At 71.6% G+C, this 15764-nt stretch carries 15 protein-coding genes; 6 read left to right on the forward strand and 9 right to left on the reverse strand.

What is annotated here, in order from left to right:
* Positions 1–156 precede the first annotated feature (156 nt).
* Both BS83_RS40290 and BS83_RS40295 read left to right on the forward strand, forming a co-directional pair.
* Positions 157–1134: a glucosyl-3-phosphoglycerate synthase gene (locus BS83_RS40290; RefSeq protein ID WP_037608347.1), complete on the forward strand. Its 978-nt coding sequence runs from the start codon at positions 157–159 to the stop codon at positions 1132–1134.
* A gap of 37 nt (positions 1135–1171) precedes the next feature.
* Entirely contained in the window at positions 1172–2626 is a 1455-nt protein-coding gene (locus tag BS83_RS40295) for an alpha,alpha-trehalose-phosphate synthase (UDP-forming) (protein ID WP_037608349.1), read from the forward strand.
* Here BS83_RS40295 and BS83_RS42660 read toward each other — a convergent pair.
* Together BS83_RS42660 and BS83_RS40305 are read right to left on the reverse strand one after the other, a co-directional pair.
* Positions 2605–3447 carry a SprB repeat-containing protein gene (locus tag BS83_RS42660; protein WP_051945207.1) on the reverse strand — a complete coding sequence of 281 codons (843 nt, stop codon included), beginning with the start codon at positions 3445–3447 and terminating at the stop codon, positions 2605–2607. The genes BS83_RS40295 and BS83_RS42660 overlap by 22 nt on opposite strands.
* A 19-nt stretch (positions 3448–3466) precedes the next feature.
* A complete protein-coding gene (locus BS83_RS40305) occupies positions 3467–5155 on the reverse strand; it encodes a serine/threonine-protein kinase (RefSeq protein WP_051945210.1) in 1689 nt (562 codons plus the stop codon).
* A 192-nt stretch (positions 5156–5347) separates the two neighbouring features.
* Between BS83_RS40305 and otsB the strand changes: the two genes are divergently transcribed.
* Entirely contained in the window at positions 5348–6229 is an 882-nt protein-coding gene (otsB, locus tag BS83_RS40310) for a trehalose-phosphatase (protein ID WP_051945846.1), read from the forward strand.
* Here otsB and BS83_RS40315 read toward each other — a convergent pair.
* Positions 6183–6413 (reverse strand): DUF3263 domain-containing protein, encoded by a 231-nt coding sequence (locus BS83_RS40315; protein ID WP_332262387.1) that lies wholly within the window; start codon positions 6411–6413, stop codon positions 6183–6185. The genes otsB and BS83_RS40315 overlap by 47 nt on opposite strands.
* A gap of 133 nt (positions 6414–6546) precedes the next feature.
* Between BS83_RS40315 and BS83_RS40320 the strand changes: the two genes are divergently transcribed.
* Positions 6547–6891 carry a cupin domain-containing protein gene (locus BS83_RS40320; protein ID WP_037608351.1) on the forward strand — a complete coding sequence of 115 codons (345 nt, stop codon included), beginning with the start codon at positions 6547–6549 and terminating at the stop codon, positions 6889–6891.
* Positions 6892–6974: 83 nt separating this feature from the next.
* Here the strand turns inward: BS83_RS40320 and BS83_RS40325 are convergent, their stop codons facing one another.
* The 3 genes from BS83_RS40325 to BS83_RS40335 all read right to left on the reverse strand — a co-directional run bounded on the left by BS83_RS40325 (position 6975) and on the right by BS83_RS40335 (position 10213).
* Positions 6975–7793 (reverse strand): carbohydrate ABC transporter permease, encoded by an 819-nt coding sequence (locus tag BS83_RS40325; RefSeq protein ID WP_037605956.1) that lies wholly within the window; start codon positions 7791–7793, stop codon positions 6975–6977.
* 2 nt (positions 7794–7795) lie between these two features.
* Positions 7796–8755 (reverse strand): carbohydrate ABC transporter permease, encoded by a 960-nt coding sequence (locus BS83_RS40330; RefSeq protein ID WP_037608353.1) that lies wholly within the window; start codon positions 8753–8755, stop codon positions 7796–7798.
* Between the two features lie 180 nt (positions 8756–8935).
* Entirely contained in the window at positions 8936–10213 is a 1278-nt protein-coding gene (locus tag BS83_RS40335; protein WP_198035407.1) for an extracellular solute-binding protein, read from the reverse strand.
* Between the two features lie 474 nt (positions 10214–10687).
* Between BS83_RS40335 and BS83_RS40340 the strand changes: the two genes are divergently transcribed.
* Both BS83_RS40340 and nagA read left to right on the forward strand, forming a co-directional pair.
* Positions 10688–11617 carry an ROK family protein gene (locus tag BS83_RS40340; RefSeq protein WP_037608357.1) on the forward strand — a complete coding sequence of 310 codons (930 nt, stop codon included), beginning with the start codon at positions 10688–10690 and terminating at the stop codon, positions 11615–11617.
* Positions 11614–12807: an N-acetylglucosamine-6-phosphate deacetylase gene (nagA, locus tag BS83_RS40345; RefSeq protein WP_037608359.1), complete on the forward strand. Its 1194-nt coding sequence runs from the start codon at positions 11614–11616 to the stop codon at positions 12805–12807. The genes BS83_RS40340 and nagA overlap by 4 nt, the downstream gene beginning before the upstream one ends.
* 76 nt (positions 12808–12883) lie before the next feature.
* Here the strand turns inward: nagA and BS83_RS42665 are convergent, their stop codons facing one another.
* The 3 genes from BS83_RS42665 to BS83_RS40355 all read right to left on the reverse strand — a co-directional run bounded on the left by BS83_RS42665 (position 12884) and on the right by BS83_RS40355 (position 15675).
* Entirely contained in the window at positions 12884–13468 is a 585-nt protein-coding gene (locus BS83_RS42665; RefSeq protein WP_232248806.1) for a CBM35 domain-containing protein, read from the reverse strand.
* Positions 13468–13788, reverse strand: coding sequence for a hypothetical protein (locus BS83_RS42670; RefSeq protein WP_051945217.1), 321 nt, complete (start codon positions 13786–13788; stop codon positions 13468–13470). The genes BS83_RS42665 and BS83_RS42670 overlap by 1 nt, the downstream gene beginning before the upstream one ends.
* A 153-nt stretch (positions 13789–13941) precedes the next feature.
* The gene (locus tag BS83_RS40355; RefSeq protein ID WP_037608361.1) at positions 13942–15675 is read right to left on the reverse strand and encodes a sensor domain-containing diguanylate cyclase; all 1734 of its coding nucleotides are present in this window, start codon (positions 15673–15675) and stop codon (positions 13942–13944) included.
* Positions 15676–15764: the final 89 nt, after the last annotated feature.

Raw genomic sequence — 15764 nt, forward strand, 5'->3', positions numbered from 1 at the left:
CGCGCGGCGCATTTGTTCGAGCCGGACCCCAATGTGCGAGCGGTCCGCCTCGTCCTCAAGACTGTAACCGAAGGCCCACCGACCGCTCATTGCCGTCCGAGACGCGAGACGACGGACGCCGACCGGGCAGGATCACCACGAGAGATGGGGAGACCCGTGCTGGACCAGGTCGAGGACTGGCTGCGCCGCCGCTCGTGGAGCGCGGCCGACCGGCCCCTGCCCGAGTTGCTGGACGCGAAGCGACGCAGCGGGGCGACGGTCAGCGTGGTGCTGCCCGCGCTGGACGAGGAGGAGACCGTCGGCGAGATCGTCGCCGCCATCCGCCGCGACCTGATGGAAGCCCTGCCCCTGGTGGACGAGCTGCTCGTGGTCGACTCCGGCTCGGTGGACCGCACCGCGGCCGAGGCCACCGCGGCGGGCGCCAGGGTGGTCCACCGCGACGAGATCCTGCCGCGGCTGCCCGTCGAGCCGGGCAAGGGCGAGGTGCTCTGGCGCTCGCTGCTGGTGACGACGGGCGACATCGTCTGCTTCGTCGACTCGGACCTGCGCGCCTTCGACTCGACCTTCGTCTCGGGGATCGTCGGCCCGCTGCTGACCGATCCCGGCGTCTCCTTCGTCAAGGCCATGTACGACCGGCCCTTCGACACCGAGGCCGGCTCCATCCCGGCAGGCGGCGGCCGGGTCACCGAGCTGGTGGCCCGCCCACTGCTCAACCTGCACTGGCCGCTGCTGGCCGGCTTCGTCCAGCCGCTCGGCGGCGAGTACGCGGCACGGCGCTCGCTGCTGGAGAGGCTCCCCTTCCCGACCGGCTACGGCGTCGAGCTCGGCCTGCTGGTCGACGCGCTGGGGCTGGTCGGCCTGGACGCGCTGGCCCAGGTCGACGTCGGCGTCCGGCACCACCGCCACCAGGACGCGCCCGCGCTCGGCCGGATGGCGGCGACGATCTACCGGACCGCCCTGGACCGTCTCAAGACGCCGGACGAGCTGGTCACCCCGGAGCTGGTGCAGTTCCACCGCACCGCGGCCGGCTTCACCCCGAGCACCACCGAGGTCGCCCTGGTGGAGCGCCCGCCGGTGGCGACCGTGCCGGAGTACCGCCGTCGGCGGCCGCAGGGGGCCCACCCGGCGGAGTGAGGTTTGCCCGTACCCGTCCGAGGCAAGGTTGACTGACATGGCCCGAACCACGACCGCCACAGCCGCCACGACCGCGCCGATCGTGCTGGCGTCCAACCGAGGCCCGGTCTCCTTCACGATCGAGGACGACGGCACGCTGACTCCGCGCCGCGGCGGGGGCGGTCTGGTCTCCGGCCTGTCGGCGATCGGCACCGAGCAGGAGAGCATCTGGGTCTGCGCGGCCCTGTCCGACGGCGACCGCGCGGCGGCCCGGCAGGGCCTGACCGACCCGGACGTGCACATGCTGGACATCGATCCCGGCACCTTCACCCGGGCCTACAACGGCATCGCGAACTCGACCCTCTGGTTCGTCCACCACCTCCTGTACGACACGCCGACCAAGCCCGTCTTCGGCGCGAACTTCCGCCGCGAGTGGGCCTCGTACGAGGCGTACAACCGCGCCTTCGCGGACGCGCTGGCCACCTGCGCGGCGCCGGGTGCGGCGGTTCTCGTCCAGGACTACCACCTGTCGCTGACACCGAGCCTGCTCCGCGAACTCCGCCCCGACCTGCGGATCGGCCACTTCTCGCACACTCCGTGGGCGCCGCCGGACTACTACCGGCTGCTGCCGGACGACGTGGCGGCGCAGGTACTGAGCGGGATCCTCGGCGCCGACCGGGCCGGCTTCCTCACCGAGCGCTGGGCGCGGACCTTCGCCCAGTGCTGCGAGGCCGTGCTCGGAGCGACCGTCAGCGACTCACTGGCCGTCACCCACGAGGGCCGGACGACGCAGCTGGGCGTGCACCCGCTCGGCGCGGACGCGGACTTCCTGCGCGAACGCAGCCACAGGCCCGACGTGGACGCCAGGCTCGCCGGGCTGCGCGAGGCGGTCGGCGACCGGCGCACGATCGTCAGGGTGGACCGGACCGAGCTGAGCAAGAACATCGTCCGCGGGCTGCAGGCCTACCAGCACCTGCTGCGCACCCGGCCGGAGTGGCTGGACCGGGTGGTGCACATCGCCTTCGCCTACCCCTCGCGGCACGACCTGCCGGAGTACCGCGAGTACACGGCGGCGGTGCTGCGCACGGCCCAGGAGATCAACGACGAGTTCGGCACCGCCTCGTGGCAGCCGGTGATCCTGCACGTGAACGACGACTTCCCGCGCTCGCTCGCCGCGTACCGGCTGGCCGACGTGGCGCTGGTCAACCCGATCCGCGACGGCATGAACCTGGTCGCGAAGGAGGTCCCCGTGGTCTCCGACACGGGCGTGGCGCTGGTGCTCTCCCGCGAGGCGGGCGCCCACGCCGAGCTCGGCGAGGACGCGCTGACGGTCAACCCCTACGACGTGATCGCCACGGCGGACGCCCTGCACGCGGCGCTGAACATGCCCCAGGAGGAGCGGGCGGCGCGCACCAAGCGGCTGGCCGAGGCCAGCACGGCGCTGCCGCCCACCGGGTGGTTCCTGGAGCAGCTGCACGCCCTGACGGGCGATCAGCCCGAGGTGCAGGAGTAGTCGAAGGAGGTCGACGGCTTGATGGCGGGGTGGCCGAGCACCAGCAGGGTCGCCGTGCCGTGGAAGTCGCCGGGCCCGGAGAGGGTCCAGATCAGCGGCAGTTCGACCTGGTGCGTGCCGGAGGCGACGGTCTCGGTCAGGGTGCCGCTGTCGGTGCCGTCGCTGCGGAGCCAGTGGTACTGGAAGCTCCCCGCCTTGCCGTCGGTGGTGACGGTGGCGGTGATGGTCGCCTTGCCGTTGCAGGTCACGGCGGTGGGCTCGACCGTGATGCTCGCCCCGGTCAGTCCGACGGTGGACGGGGTGAGGAACCTGAGCAGCCACCAGGCCAGCAGCGCCAGAAAGACCAGCAGCACCGGCACCCAGAACAGCCAGGCCCGCTTTTTCCGCTCCTCGGTGGGCTGGGCGGCGGCTTCGGGCGCGGCCTGGCCCTTCCAGACGGCGATGGTGCGCGCGGTCTTCGGGTCCGGCACGCCGGGCCCGAAGCGGATCAGCCCCGGGTCGGCGGCGGGTGCGGCCTGCACCGCCGGTGCGGCCACGGCCTCCTCGGCCGCCGACGCGGCCATCACCGAGGCGATGTAGCCGACCGGCTCGGGCTCCGGAGCCAACGGCGGCACGCCACCGAGCCGCACGGTGCCCTGATCGGCCTGCGGCGGCACGTTCCCCAGCCGCACGGTGCCCCGTTCCGGCTGCTCGGGCACGTTCCCCAGCCGGACGGTGCCCTCGTCCGGCAGCGACGCGGCGTCCATCGGCGGCGCGTCGTGCGGCGGGAGCTTCAGGTGCATCGTGCCCTCGTCAGCGGGCACGGAGTCCTCGGGAGTCATGTGCTGCTGACCTCTCTGGCTAGCCGATGTTGCACTGGAGCGTGAGACTGATCTTCGTGTCCGGAAGCAGGTACTGGCGCGCGTAGGCGGGGCTCTCGCTGGTCACGACGCCGCCGTAGCTGCACGACGTCATGGTGATGTTGCCGGAGCTGAAGCCCGCCGCCACCAGGGCCTTGAACGCCTGCCCGCCGTCCGTGCCGGTCACGTAGGGGTACGCGATGCAGGTGTTGGAGGTCGCCGTCAGCTGGAACTGCGCCGTCGGCTTGGCCTTGCTGCCGCCCGCCGGGGTCTGGTCATGGACCGTGAAGATCTTCTGGCGAGCCGTCAGGCAGTCCGGGACCACGGTCACGTTGTTCGGGTTGAAGCCCGCGGCCTTGATCGCCGCGTCGGCCGCGGAGACGGTCAGGTTGAGCACGTTCGGCACGTTCAGCACGGCCGGAGGCGTCGGGGTCGCCGTCGGCGTGGGGGTCGGTGTGGGGGTGGGGGTCGGCGTCGGGGTGGAGCCGGAGGGCGGGGACGCCGAGTGGCCCGCTGTCGGTGAAGGGCTCGCGCTCGGGCTCGCCGAGGTGGACGGCGAGGCGCTGGCGCTCGGGCTGGCCGAGGCCGTCGGCGAGACACTGACGGGGCCGGTCGGGGTGATCGAGGTGACCGCGACCGGGGTCGGGCCGCCGGTGATCTTCGGGTTGCCCGCGTTGCCGCCCGCGAGGGCGACCCCGCCGAGGACGCCGACCAGGACGATGCCCGTCCCGGTGCCGACCAGGATCTTCCGCGGCAGCCGCCTCGGCGCGGACGACAGCACCGTGCGCGCCAGCGCGGTCGTGCCGCTGGTCGGCGCGCCGCCGCCGGCCGAGGGGAAGAGCAGCGGCAGCGCCGCCGCCAGCGCGGCCAGCTTCTTGCGGCCGCGCTCCTCCCACTCCGGGCCGTAGGCCGCGCCCGCGACCGCCTCCAGCTCGTCGACGAAGGCCGCCGCGCTCTCCGGGCGGTCGGTCGCGTGCTTGGCCAGGCCACGGCGGATCAGCGGACGCACGCCCTCGGGGGCGAGCTCGTCCGGGATCGGCGAGGTCGTGTGCTGGACGACCAGCTCGGCGAAGGTCACGCCGGGGAACGGACGCGAGCCGGTCAGGCACTCGAAGAAGGTCGCCGTCGCCGCGTAGACGTCCGCGGCGGGCGAGGCCGGGTCGCCGGTCCACTGCTCGGGGGCCATGTACGGAGGGGTGCCCGCGATGCCGCCCGCGTCGCCGGTCTTGACCGCGATGCCGAAGTCGACCAGCTTGGACGAACCGTCGGCCGCGACCAGCACGTTCTCCGGCTTGTAGTCGCGGTGCACCACGCCCAGCGCGTGCGCCGCCGCCAGGCCCAGCAGCGAGCCCTTGAGCACGACCAGCGCCGCCTCCGGACCCGTCGCGCCCGCCTGCTTCAGCAGCGCGCGCAGCGCGATCCCGTCGACCAGCTCCATCACGATCGCCGCGCCCGCCGGGCCCTCGACGTACTCGTAGAGCCGCACCACGTAGGGCGTCTCCAGGTCGCCGAGCAGCCGGGCCTCCTCGCGGAACTCCGCCAGGAAGTCCGGATCGGCACGCAGGTCGTCGCCCAGGTACTTCACCGCGACGGGCGTGCCCGTCTCCTCGTGCAACGCGAGCACCACGCGGCCGCTCGCGCCCGATCCCAGCTCCCGGGTGTGTCGGTACCCCGGAACGATCCAGTCCATCCCCGTCCCCCCTACTCGGTCAGAGAAAATAGCGCCGAACCGGGCGAAACGCAGCCGCTGTGACAGGCCGGTTACCTGCTTGGAGTGGAACGATGATGCTCCGCACACGCCCCCTTCGTGTGCCGACGAAGCCCGCCCGGGCCTGTTCGAACGAGGCCGGTCGGGCGGCGGGCACCGGCTATGGTCGTGGGCATGGGTATTCCCGAGCCGAGCACCCCCGCAGGAGCCGCCGGCCTGGCCGCGCTGCTCGCCGCGCCCCAACGCGCGGTCGTCGCCCTCGACTTCGACGGGACGCTGGCCCCGATCGTGGCCGACCCCGACCAGGCCCGCGCCCATCCCGGGGCGGCCCCCGCGCTGGCGCGGCTGGCGCCGCTGATCGGCGGCGTCGTCGTGGTCACCGGCCGCCCGGCCGCGCTGGCCGTGCGGTACGGCGGGTTCGCCGGGGTCGCGGGGCTCGAGCAGCTGACCGTGCTGGGCCACTACGGCGCCGAACGCTGGGACGCCCGCAGCGGTGCGGTCAGGGCGCCCGCACTGCACCCGGGGATCGCCGCGCTCCGCGGGGAGTTGCCCGGCGCGCTCGACGCGGCCGGGGCCTGGCAGGGCACCTGGATCGAGGACAAGGGCCGGGCCGTCGCGGTCCACACCCGCCGCGCCGAGGACCCGGACGCGGCCCTCGCCGCGCTGGAGGCGCCGCTGCGCGCACTGGCCTCGCGGCACGGCCTTGCGGTCGAGCCGGGCCGGATGGTGCTGGAACTGCGGCCGCCCGGCATGGACAAGGGCGTGGCCCTGGCCGACTTCCTGACCGAGCAGCGGGCCGGATCGGTTCTGTACGCGGGCGACGACCTGGGCGACGTGGCCGCGTTCGACGCGGTCGACAAGCTGCGCGCGGGCGGCCTGCCCGGCGTGCTCGCCTACAGCGCTCCGGCGACGGGCGAGCCGCCGCTGGCCGCGATCGCGGACCGCGCGGACCTCACCGTGCCGGGTCCGGCCGGGGTCGTCGCGCTGCTGGACGCGCTGGCGGACGCGATCAGCGCCGGGCCCGCTGCTGCTCCCGGATCCGCCGCAGCCGGTTGACCAGCACGGGCTCCTGCGCGAGCGCGGCCTCCCGGTCGAGCAGGGCGTTGAGCACCTGCGTGTAGCGCGTGGGCGACAGGCCGAGCTCCTCGCGGATCGCCGCGTCCTTCGCCCCGCGCGTCCGCCACGGACGCCCCTCGAAGGTCAGCACCGCGCGCTCCCGCGCGCTCAGCTCGTCCGCCACCCGTGCCCCTCCACTCCGACAGCTCCGGTCCGACAGCTCCGTCTACCCGACCATACGACTTGTCATTCTGCCGGTCCCCTCTGACGCACTCTGCTGCTCCCCCGCCCCACCTGCACGGACTACCGTCGGAACCATGACCAGTTTCGCCGTACACATCCCCGACGCCGAACTCGAGCCGGACCCGCTCGACCCCGGCCAGATCCTCTCCGGCACGCCGGAGGTCTCCGGCAAGGTCCTGTGGGAGTCGGAGGACGGCAAGCAGATCCGCGGCATCTGGCAGATCACCCCGGGCGTCGTCACCGACACCGAGGCCGACGAACTGTTCGTCGTCGTCTCCGGCCGCGCCACCATCGCCGTCTCCGGCGGCCCCACCTTCGACGTCGGCCCCGGCGACGCCTGCGTGCTCCGCGAGGGCGACGAGACCACCTGGACCGTCCACGAGACGCTCCGCAAGGCGTACCACATCACCCTGCCGTAGGACTGCGGCGGAACGACAGAGAGGGAGGGGCGGCCACCCGCACAGTGGCCGCCCCTCCCTCTCTGCATTGTCCCTGTGTCAGCTCATTTCACGGATCCGGCGGTGAGGCCGGAGACGACGTGGCGTTCGATGGAGGCGAAGAGGATGACGACGGGGATGATCGCGACGACGGAGGCGGCGAACATGTAGTTCCACTGGGGGTTGTAGGCGCCGATCATGGAGTCGATGCCGACGGTGAGGGGTTGTTTGGAGGGGGTGTTGATGAGGATCAGGCCCATGATGAATTCGTTCCAGGCCGTGATGAAGGTGAAGATCACGCAGGTGACGACGCCGGGGAGGGCGAGGGGGAGGGTGACCTTGAAGAGGGCGCCGATGCGGCTGGTGCCGTCGATCATGGCGGCCTCCTCCAGTTCGGCGGGGATGGAGGAGATGTAGGCGGACAGGATCCAGACCGCGAAGGCGAGGTTGAAGGCGGCGTTGGCGATGATCAGGGTGAGGTCGGAGTCCATCATGCCGAGCGAGGTGAATTCGCGGGCGAGGCCGACCTGGAGGGCGGCGGGCTGGAACATCTGGGTGACCAGGACCAGCAGGAGGAAGAGTTTGCGGCCGCGGAAGCGGATGCGGGCGGTGTAGTAGGCGGCCGGGAGGGCGACGAGCAGGGTCAGTGCGGTGGCGCCGGCGGCGACCAGGAGGGAGACCTGGAGGTTCTGGCCGATGGTGGTGTGGGACCAGACGTCGAGGAAGTTGCCCCATTGGAAGTGGTGGGGGAGGTAGCCGTTGTCGCGTAGTTCGCCGGCGGGGCGGACGGCGGTGAGGACCATTTCGGCGTAGGGGGCCAGGAAGGCCAGGGCCAGGAGCCAGGCGAGGGTGGCCAGGGCGGTCTTCTTGAGGGTGGCGGGCATGGTCAGCTCTCCTCGTTCCAGCGGCTGACCTTGAGGAAGAGCAGCACCATGGCGATGACGACGGCGAAGTTGACGACGGACATGGCGGCGGATTCGCCGACGTCGGTCTGGCCGAGGATGAACATGAAGACCGTCGAGGTGGAGGTGTCGGTGTTGGGTCCGCCCTGGGTCATGCCCCAGATGACGGGGAAGGAGTTGAAGACGTTGATGAGGTTGATGACGAGGGCGACCAGGAAGGAGGGGCGGAGCAGGGGGAGGGTGATTTTGAGGTAGGTCTGCCAGGTGGTGGCGCCGTCGACGCGGGCGGCTTCGTAGACCTCGCCGGGGACGGTCTGCAGGCCGGCGAGGAGGGTGTAGGTGGTGAAGGGGAGGGAGACGAAGACGGCGACCAGGATGAGCCAGGGTTTGGAGTGGGCGGCGTCGCCGGTCCAGTTCTGGGCGCTGTGGATGAGGTGGAGGTCGAGCATGAGGCGGTTGAGGACGCCGGCGACCTCGTCGAGCATCCAGCGGAAGCCGATGGAGGTGACGATGACGGAGGCGGCCCAGGGGATGATCAGGGCCCAGCGGGTGTACTTGCGGCCGGGGAAGTTCTGGTTGTAGAGCTGGGCCAGGGCCAGGGAGATGACCATGGTGAAGCCGACGACCAGGACGGTCCAGACCAGGGTCCACAGCATGACGGTGCCCAGGCGGGGGTCGCTGAAGAGTTTCTGGTAGCGGCCGATGCCGTTGAAGCCGAAGTCGATGCCGAGGCCGCTGATCTTGTGGGTCGAGGTCAGCACCATCTCGACGACGGGCCAGACCACCACCAGCAGGATCAGCGCGATGCACGGACCGATCCAGGGCAACGGACCCAACCGGGCCAGACTGTTACGCCCACCGGCAGCGGTGGGCTTGGCGGCCTTGGGCGCCTTTGCCGCCTTCGCGGACGGGGCCGCGGCGGGCGCGGCGGTCTTCTGGGACATGGGACGTGAGACTCCCCTGTGCGGAGATGCGAGGCGGATCGGGCCACCTGGGGCCGGAGGGACGGCCGCCCGACGGGGCGACGACGGGCGGCAGGCGAACGCGGCGGGACGGCGTGGGGGCCCGTCCCGCCGCGGCTCAGGTGACCGGCCCTCGGCGGGAGGACCGGTACCGGTGACTGCTTACTGGCCGGCCGAGGTGGCGGCGGTCTGCAGGGTGGTCAGGACGCCCTGCGGGTCCTTGAGCGCGCCGCCGATCTGGGTCTTGACCTGCGCGTTGACGGTGTCCCAGGCCGGGTTGGAGACCGGCACGAACTGCGCGGCGGGCAGCGCCTTCAGGAACGGGACCAGCGCCGGGACGTCCGAGCTGACCTGCGTGACAGCGTCGTTGGTGACCGGGAGGAGGTTGTACTCCTCGTCGAACTTGACCTGGTTGTCCTTCTGGAAGGCGAAGTCGAGGAACGCCTTGATCTGCGCGGCGTGGCCGCCCGACTTGAAGCCGTAGATCCAGTCGCCCACGCCCAGGGTCTGCGGGGTGCCGCCGGCCTGCGCGGTGGGCAGCGACGCCCAGGTCACGTCCAGGTTGTTCTTCTTGATGTCGTCCAGCTGGATCGGCATGCCGTTGAGCATGCCGACCTTGCCCGAGGCGAAGTCGGCGTACAGGTCGGTGCGCTTGACCGAGCCCGGGTCCTTCTCGGTCAGGCCCGCGTCCACCCACTTGCCCAGCTGCTTGAACGTGGCCACGTTCGCGGCCGAGTTGATCACCCACTTGCCGCTCGCGTCGACGTAGCCGCCGCCGTTGTTCATCTCCCACATGAACGACTCGGCCTGCGCCTCCTCCGAGCCCAGCGGCAGACCCAGCGGGATCGACACCCCGGCGGCCTTCATCTTGGTGGCGGCGGTCTCCACGTCGGCCCAGGTCTTCGGCGCGACGGCCTGGTTGCCGTTCATCGGCAGACCGGCCTTCTTCCACAGCGCGTTGTTGATCAGGAACGCGCGGGAGGAGGAGACGAACGGGACGCCGTAGGCGGTGCCGTTCTGCTGGCCGGCCTTGGCCAGCGCGGGGATCAGGTTGCTCTGGACCGAGGAGTCCAGCACGTCGTTGACCGTGTAGAGCAGGCCGCTCTGCGCGAAGCTCGCGTAGCCCGGGCCCTCGACGATGTCCGGGTACTGCTTGTTCTGGACCATCGTGGCGAGCTTGGTGGAGATGTCGTTCCAGTTGATCACCTGGAGGTCGACCTTGACCTTCGGGTTCGCCGTCTCGAAGGCCTTGACGACGCCGTCCCAGTACGCCTGGCTGGGGTTCTGGCCGTTGGACCCGTAGTCCGCGGCCACGAACTTGATCGTGGTGACACCGTCCGCGGAAGAGCTTCCGCCGCCGTTGCCGCTGCTGCTACAAGCCGTCAGCGCAAGGGCACCGACGACGCCGACTGCCGAGAGGGCGAGCATACGACGCTTCAACGCAACTACCGCCTTTGGTAAGCGAGCCCGGTCCTGGTCGGGCTGGGGGTGCGGCTTAGTCTCCCGACGGCCCAGCAAGAGGTCTACACCATTTATCGAAAAGCAGGACTTCATTGCATCCTGTGCAACGGCAATTCGGACAGTTGGTGATGAACCTCGCCAATTGTTCGCCCTTGATGAGGCATCAGATTTCCCTCGGTGATCGGGCGGGAAAGTTGACGTGAATATTTTCGCGAAGCCTCTTGCCTATTCGACTCCCCGTTGACCTGCGGTTCCACTTGGTCTAGACCACAAAGGTCCAAACCAATACATGCGTGCAGGTCAACCAGCCCAACGCCCCACGGCTACTCTCCATAGTGGCATGGGTCAAATCCGGCCAACCGGGGCAAACGAAGGGGTAGATTGAGCATGGACCAGACCAATCTGCAAACTGGACTAGACCTCTGTGCCCCAGAGGAGGGAGACTGCTGCGTCGTGAAGCACGTCATCGCTCTCGACGTCGGCGGGACCGGCATGAAGGCCGCCCTGGTCGCCCCCGACGGTTCTCTGCTGCATGAGGACCGCCGCCCAACCGGCCGCGACCAAGGCACCTCCGCCGTCGTGGCCGGCATCCTCGACTTCGCCGCGGACCTGCGCGACGAAGGACGGCGGCGCTTCGGCGTGACCGCCGAGGCCGCCGGAGTCGTGGTGCCCGGCACCATCGACGAGGCCGAGGGCGTCGCGGTCTTCTCCGCCAACCTGGGCTGGCGGGACCTGCCGATGCGCAAGCTGCTCGGCGAACGCCTCGGCATCCCCGTCGCGCTCGGCCACGACGTGCGCACCGGCGCACTCGCCGAGGGCCGACTGGGCGCCGGGCGCGGGGTCTCCCGTTTCCTCTTCATCGCGCTGGGCACCGGCATCGCCGGCGGCATCGGCATCGACGGGAGGATCGAGTCCGGTGCCCACGGCAACGGCGGCGAGATCGGCCATGTCGTGGTCCGTCCCGGCGGGCCCGACTGCGGTTGCGGCGCCCGCGGCTGTCTGGAGACCATCGCCTCCGCCTCCGCCGTGGGCCGTGCCTGGGCCGCCGCGTCCGGCGATCCCGCCGCGACGGCCGCCGACTGCGCCCGCGCGGTGTCGGCCGGGGACCCGCGCGCGGTGACCGTCTGGACCGAGGCGCTCTCGGCGCTCGCCGACGGGATCGTGATGGCCCACAGCCTTCTCGACACCGGCACCGTGATCATCGGTGGCGGGCTCGCCGAGGCCGGCGACACCCTCTTCGCACCCCTGCGCGTCGCGGTCACGGAACGGTTGTCGTTCCAGATGCCGCCCGCGCTCGTACCGGCGATGCTCAAAGACACCGCCGCTTGCCTGGGTGCGGGACTCCTCGCCTGGGATCTGCTCTCCTTGGAGGTGACCGCGTGAGCAACGCGGAGCGCACTGTGCTGGCCGGGGCCAGGCTCGTCCTGCCCACCGGCGTCGTCGAGAACGGGAAGATCGCCGTCGAGAACGGGACGATCACCGAGATCGCGGCTCCGGTCACTCCCCCCGACGGTGCGGCGCCCGCCCTCGACCTCACCGGCTTCACCGTGGTCCCCGGCTTCGTGGACATGCACGTCCACGGCGGCGGCGGGGCGTCCTACCACTCCGGCACCGCCGAGCAGATCATCAAGGCGGCGCGCACGCACCTGGAGCACGGCACCACCACGACGGTGGCCTCGACGGTCACCGGCGAGATCGACCACCTGTGCCGTCAGGCCGGGCTGCTGAGCGAGCTGGTCGAGGACGGCGTGCTGGCCGGGATCCACTTCGAGGGCCCCTTCATCAGCACCAACCGCTGCGGCGCGCACGAGCCCGACCTGCTGCGCGACCCCGACCCCGCGCTGGTGCGCAAGCTCGTCGACGCGGCGCGCGGCGCGGCGCGCATGGTCACGCTCGCCCCCGAACTCGAGGGTGGCATCGAGTCGATCCGCCTGCTCGTCGACCGAGGCGTGATCGCGGCCATCGGCCACACCGACGCCAGCTACGACAAGACGCTGGCCGGGATCGACGCCGGCGCGACCGTCGCCACCCACCTCTTCAACGCGATGCCGGGCCTGGCCCACCGCGCCCCGGGGCCGGTCGCCGCACTGCTGGAGGACGAGCGGGTCACCGTCGAGCTCATCGGCGACGGCGTCCACCTGCACCCGGCCGTGGTGGACCTCGCCTTCCGCGGCGCGGGTGCGGAGCGCGTGGCGCTGGTCACGGACGCGATGGACGCGGCGGGCTTCGGCGACGGCGACTACATGCTCGGCCCGATGGCCGTGAAGGTCCGCGAGGGTGTCGCCCGTCTCGCCGAGGGGGGCTCGATCGCGGGCTCGACGCTGACCCTGGACGTCGCGTTCAAGCGCGCGGTGAACGTCAACGGGCTGGCGCCGGAGGTGGTCAGCCGGATGCTGTCGCTGAACCCGGCCCGCCAGTTGGGGCTCGCCGACCGGCTGGGGTCGCTGGAGGTCGGCAAGCGCGCGGACCTGGTGGTCCTGGACGGCCAGTACGACGTCGTCGCCGTGATGCGCGAAGGCGTCTGGGCCGTGGGCGCCGACAAGCTCACGGACCGGGTGCCGGTGCCCAACTGACGCACCACAACCCCGGACATGACACCGGCCCGCGCTCCGAGGGGGAGCGCGGGCCGAGTCGTCGTTCAGGCCGGGGTCACCAGGGGCTGACCTTGTCGGTGGTCAGCGCGAGCTGGTCGATGGAGATCGGCGGCTGGCCGTCGTCGCCCTGGATGGTGATCTGCACCTGTCCGGCCGTCAGGTCCGGGGTGTTGTAGGTGCGGTACCAGGCGTTGGCCGGGTCGGTGGTGTCGCTGTAGGTCTTGAAGTCGATGTCACGGCTCTTCTTGCCGCTCACCAGCAGCGTGCCCTTGGCCGCCTTGTTGCCCGGGTTGTCGTAGCGGATCCAGAGGTAGTACTTGCCGTCCGCGGGGACGTTGACCGTCCAGGTGACGCTCTGGTTCGCGCCCGTCAGCGGCACCGAGCTGCCGCCGGCTGCCTTGGCGCCGGGCACCGTGGTCGTCGCCGCGGTGTTCTGCAGCGTCATGGTGGCCGCGTCCGCGGCGCCGGGCAGGGTGGACCCGGGGGACGAGGAGGCGGACGCGGAGGCGCCGCCCGTCGCCGCCGCGGTCTGCGTGGTGCCGGAGCCGGTGGCGGAGTCGTTCTTCTTGCCGGTGTTGCCGAAGAGGGCGAAGCCGATGCCGATGGCGATGGCGACGACCACGGCCACTGCGCCGATCATCACGCCGCGGCCGTTCCCGCCCGCGCCGCCGCCGGACCGGGCACCGGCGCGACCGCCGTCCACGGGCGGGGCCGGGGCGTCTGGTGCGGGACGGTCGGGTAGCCGTAGGCCTGCTGGGCCTGCGGCTGCTGCGGGTAGCCGGGCTGGGCCCCGTACTGGGTCCGGCCGACCTGCGTGGCCTGCTGGTAGGAGGTGCGCGGCACCCCGGGCATCGGCTGCGTGGGCGCGACGGCCTCCGCCCCGGCGGCGTCGCCCTCGGCGCGGTACAGATACGCGAAGGGGTCGTCGTCCTCGGGCACGCCGTTGTTCTCGGCTGTCATCGAGTTCTCAACTCCCGAGTGTGTTGCGTGGATGTTCGGCTTCGCGCCCGGATTACCGCACAGCAGGCACGCGTATCCACCGCACACTACCCCGACTGGGTGACGTGGCGGTAAGAGCGAGGGGTGCGGGTGTGACGGGTGATACGTGCGGGATCAGCCCGCGCGGCGGTGCGAGCGGGCGCCGCCACCCGCACGGGCGCGCTTTTCGACGTACATCAGCTCGTCGGCCGTGTGGAGTACCTCGTCGATGCTCATCCCGCAACCGGCCCAGCCGATGCCGATGCTCACGCCCACCCGCAGGGTGCGGTTCTCCCAGCGGATCGGCGGGGTGACCGCGGTTCTCAGCCGGTCGGCCAGGTCCTTGGCCCGCTCGCGGTCCACGCCGTCGGCGAGGACCACGAACTCGTCGCCGCCGAGCCTGGCGACGGTGTCGCCCTCGCGGACCACGTGCTGGAGCCGCCGGGCGACCTCGATCAGGGTGGCGTCGCCCGCGTTGTGGCCGTGGCGGTCGTTGATGCCCTTGAAGCCGTTCAGGTCGCAGAAGAGCACCGCCAGGGCTCTGCCGCCCTGAGCGGTGCCGTCGGCCTCGTCGGGGAGCACCGCGTGGACGTGGTCGTACCCACCGCCCTCCCCCGCGGCCGGATGCCCGTACGCGTGCGCCGCGCCGCCGTCGGGGAGGGCGACACCGAAGCCCGCGTGGTCCGCGAACCCGCCCGGGTCCCCCTCCTCGTAGCCGCCGTAGCCGCCGAACGCGCCGAGGCCGCCGGGGCGGTGGGCGACGGCGGGCAGCAGGACGTTCGGGTGGTCGCACAGCCGCAACCGCAGCCGGGCCTTGAGCTCGGCGGCGTTGGGCAGGCCGGTCAGCGCGTCGTGGCTGGCCCGGTGGGCCAGCTGCAGCTCGTGGCGCTTACGGTCCTCGATGTCCTCGACGTGGGTCAGCAGGTACATCGCGCCCTCGGTGGCGTCGGAGACCACGGAGTTGCGCAGGGTGACCCAGAACCAGCCGCCGTCGCGTCTGGCGAGTCTGACCTCGGCGCGGCCGTTCTCGGTCGCGATGCCGCGCAGCTTGGCCGCGTCCTCGGGGTGCACCAGGTCGGCGAAGGACTGCCGGTGCAGCGCGGACCTGGACCGGCCCAGCAGTCGGCACAGGGCGTCGTTGACCCGGGTGAGCCGCCCCCGCTGCTCGCCGTGCAGCTCGGTCAGCGCCATGCCGCTCGGGGCGTACTCGAAGGCCTGCCGGTAGCTCTCCTCGCTGGCGAGCAGCACCTGCTGCTCGCGCTCCAGCCGGATCAGCGCCCGCTGCATCTCCGCGCGCAGGCGCGCGTTGCCGATCGCGATGCCGGCCTGCTGGGCGAACATCTCCAGCGCCTCGCGCGTCCACGGGCCGGGCCGGCGCCCGTTGCGCGGCCGGTCCACGGAGAGCACGCCGAGCAGCTCGCCGCCGAAGCTGTACATCGGGGCGAGCAGCATGTCCTCGGGGTGCCAGGCGCCCTGCACGGCGTAGCCGGTCCCCCCACCCCAGGTGGGGATGTCCACGGATCTGGCCCAGCCGCGGTCGTGCGGGACGAAGACCAGACTGCCCCAGACGTCCCCAGCGTTGAGCAGCCGGTTCCACGACTCCCGCGAGCCGATCTGGCCCAGCAGGCTGTTGATGCCCTCCTCGGCCTGGCCCTCCGTGCCGATCTCCCAGACGGCGGCGACCACGAGCTCCCCGTCGGGCCGGACCATGTTCACCACGGCGCTGTCGAAGCCGAGACCGGTCACGGCTCCCTCGACGACGGCCTGGAGGGTTCCCGCGAGGCTGCGGGCGGCGTTCAGGTCGGCGATGATGCGGTGGAGGGTGCGCAGCGTCGCCAAGCGGACGTAGGGCTCCGGGTCGGTTTCCAACGCCTTGCCTCCCTCCCTCGATCGGAACCGCGTGCAGATGGTCCGACTGCCAGACAAACTGAATCACAGGGAGCACATCGATCGACACT

Origin of the sequence: Streptacidiphilus rugosus AM-16 (assembly GCF_000744655.1) — a bacterium.
Lineage (GTDB): Bacteria > Actinomycetota > Actinomycetes > Streptomycetales > Streptomycetaceae > Streptacidiphilus > Streptacidiphilus rugosus.

Bases quoted from the DNA above. Each gene is read 5' to 3' on its own strand.
- BS83_RS40295 (WP_037608349.1), top strand. From the start codon at position 1,172: ATGGCCCGAACCACGACCGCCACAGCCGCCACGACCGCGCCGATCGTG.
- BS83_RS42660 (WP_051945207.1), bottom strand. From the start codon at position 3,447: ATGACTCCCGAGGACTCCGTGCCCGCTGACGAGGGCACGATGCACCTG.
- BS83_RS40305 (WP_051945210.1), bottom strand. From the start codon at position 5,155: ATGGACTGGATCGTTCCGGGGTACCGACACACCCGGGAGCTGGGATCG.
- otsB (WP_051945846.1), top strand. From the start codon at position 5,348: ATGGGTATTCCCGAGCCGAGCACCCCCGCAGGAGCCGCCGGCCTGGCC.
- BS83_RS40320 (WP_037608351.1), top strand. From the start codon at position 6,547: ATGACCAGTTTCGCCGTACACATCCCCGACGCCGAACTCGAGCCGGAC.
- BS83_RS40325 (WP_037605956.1), bottom strand. From the start codon at position 7,793: ATGCCCGCCACCCTCAAGAAGACCGCCCTGGCCACCCTCGCCTGGCTC.
- BS83_RS40330 (WP_037608353.1), bottom strand. From the start codon at position 8,755: ATGTCCCAGAAGACCGCCGCGCCCGCCGCGGCCCCGTCCGCGAAGGCG.
- BS83_RS42665 (WP_232248806.1), bottom strand. From the start codon at position 13,468: ATGATCGGCGCAGTGGCCGTGGTCGTCGCCATCGCCATCGGCATCGGC.
- BS83_RS42670 (WP_051945217.1), bottom strand. From the start codon at position 13,788: ATGACAGCCGAGAACAACGGCGTGCCCGAGGACGACGACCCCTTCGCG.